2 protein-coding genes are annotated in these 2,643 nt (G+C 36.1%); both read left to right on the forward strand.

The annotated features are described in order from the left end of the window. Positions 1-53: 53 nt before the first annotated feature. Positions 54-1,736 carry a T9SS type A sorting domain-containing protein gene (locus tag FVQ77_08260; GenBank protein ID MBW8050317.1) on the forward strand — a complete coding sequence of 561 codons (1,683 nt, stop codon included), beginning with the start codon at positions 54-56 and terminating at the stop codon, positions 1,734-1,736. Between the two features lie 76 nt (positions 1,737-1,812). After that, the coding region (locus tag FVQ77_08265) for a hypothetical protein (GenBank protein ID MBW8050318.1) at positions 1,813-2,643 on the forward strand (831 nt) is incomplete at its 3' end.

A 2,643-nucleotide genomic window follows, 5' to 3' on the forward strand; every position in this document is an offset into this window, starting at 1 on the left:
GATTAAAACCTTGAAAATGGTAATCTTAAGATAATTTAATCATTATTAACAGGATGTCGAAAAGTATTATCATATTAGTTTGTTTGTGTATGATGTTTATTAAAAATGGCGTGGCACAATATTATTTTGAAAGAACTTATAGCACAATTAGGGGGCATTCAGTAAAGGAAACTTTAGATAAAGGTTATATTGTTTCTGCGGGAACTTCTGACTCATTAGGTACTCTTGGAATAAGGTTAATTAAAATCAATAAATATGGAGATGCGATATGGGTGAGAACATTCGGTGGAATGTATGAAGATTATGCAGGGGCTGTTATACAAAATAAAGATGAAAATTATTTAGTGGTAGGTTCAAAAGGAAATGCACCTGGCGGTTTTGGAGGAGATGTATGGCTTATCAAAACAGACAAAAATGGCAATTTACTCTGGGATAAAACCTATGGTTGGGGAGATGATGCCGGACTTTCTATCCAGCAAACCAATGATGATGGATATATATTGGGCGGTTGGACAACTGCAGGCGGCATACTCAGACTGTTTTTAATTAAAATAGATACATCGGGTGTTGTACAATGGCAAAAGAGATACGGAATAGGAACCTGGAGCACTCTTAATAGTGTAAAACAAACTCCGGATGGAGGTTATATAGTAGGTGGCGCTTTGGCTAAAAATACAGGAACGCTGGACGATGTATATGCGATGAAAACAGATAGCGCAGGGTTTATTCAGTGGTCAAAAACCTTTGATGGCGGTATGAGTTATTGGGATAATGGTTTTGCTATTGACTTGACAACGGATGGTGGGTATATTATTGCTGGATATAGTAATTATTATGATTGGCCGCCTTTTTCTAACCTTGACGGATTCGTTATAAGATTAGATGCAAGCGGCAATGAACTATGGCGCAAGACATTTGCATATAGTGGGCATGATTGGTTTAGGGCAATCCATCAACTACCTGATGGTGGGTATATTATAGCGGGAAGTAGTGATAAAGATGGAACAGGTAATACCGATATGTGGCTGCTTAGACTTGATGAAAATGGTGATAGCTTATGGTCAAGAAGATTTGGCGGAGGAGACGGTGATGATGCCTTGGATATGCAAATTACTAATGATAATGGTTATATACTTTGCGGCTCTACAAAAAGTTTTGCTACTGTAGGTATTAGAGAGGTATATTTAGTAAAAACCGATTGCTGGGGTTTTACAGATAGCTCCTACCAACCAACAGCAGATTTTAGCGTAGATAGTATCATTATTAATAATGTGTATTTCACTAATATCAGCGATAGCGCCTGCACATACAAGTGGTTTTTCGGAGATGGGGATAGCAGTATAATTGAAAATACTACGCATACCTATTTAGATACGGGCACTTATAGTGTAATGCTTATTGCTTATACGGCAGGCAGGAGTGATACGATGGTGAGGCAAGTGCAGATAACTAATGTAGTTAGTATAAAAGCAGTAAAAGGTATTAAAAATTGGGTAAAAGTTTATCCCAATCCAAATGACGGTAATATGCAAATAGATTATCAATTACACAAATGGCAGGAAGGAAAATTGATAATGTATGATATAATGGGTAAATTATTATTTACCTATAAACTTGTTAATGAAAAGAATACCCTTAAAATCAGCGAAAGCGCTTTGAGCTACGGATTATATTTTTATAAGATCGTTATTGATAATAATGTTGTTAGTACTGATAAATTGTTAATTATTAAATGATACCACAAAAAATCATGAAAAGATTATTTTTTTTCCTTACAAAAAATTGTAATCGTTAAATAATAAAGAATTGAAAATGCTTAAAAATAAATTCAATATTGTCCTGCTAATAATTTTTTGTTTTCCCTTTACCGGCTATTCTCAATCAGTTAGTGATACAGTTTTTTGGACAGGGGGATGGTGTAGCTTATGTGCAGGGCCTATTGGTAATTATCAATGTTATGCTTGTGCTTTTGGATGCCCTGTTTGGAATTCATCACAAAGATCGTTTTCAGACCCGGTTCCTGTCGGTAATATTGTAAATAGAGTGAATGTTACACTTTATTATGCTAATTGTGGAAGTTCAAATTATATAACGCTCAAACTAAATGGTATCGTTATTGATACCGCCTTTGCTCCAGGTGCATGCAATTGCGGAGATTGCTATACTGTTACTTTTTCCAAAACTATATGCGACTTTCCGAATTATATCTACGGAGGTACTAATTATATAATACTGAACTCTGCCGATCAATTTTGTATTAGTATGGCAGTTATCACTTTGGATTATGGGATTTCTCTTTCAGATTCCATCATAAATGTTAGCGCCTGTAATGGAGCCAGTGATGGGAGCGCAGATTTAATTGTTTTGGGAGGCACGCCACCTTATACATATAGCTGGTCTACAGGAGATGCTACTCAGGATATAACAGGAATATCTGCAGGAACCTATACAGTAACGGTTACAGACTCTAATGAGTGTACAGCAGATGATACTGTAACTATATCCGAACTTCCTGCTTTACCGCTTGATATAGGATCCGATACATCAATTTGTTCTGGTGATACCCTCACCTTAGATGCCGGAAGTGGATATTCATCCTATTTGTGGTCGGATAGTTCTACCAGTCAAACAATAACAATTAAT

The organism is Cytophagales bacterium, assembly GCA_019456305.1.
Classification (GTDB): domain Bacteria; phylum Bacteroidota; class Bacteroidia; order Cytophagales; family VRUD01; genus VRUD01.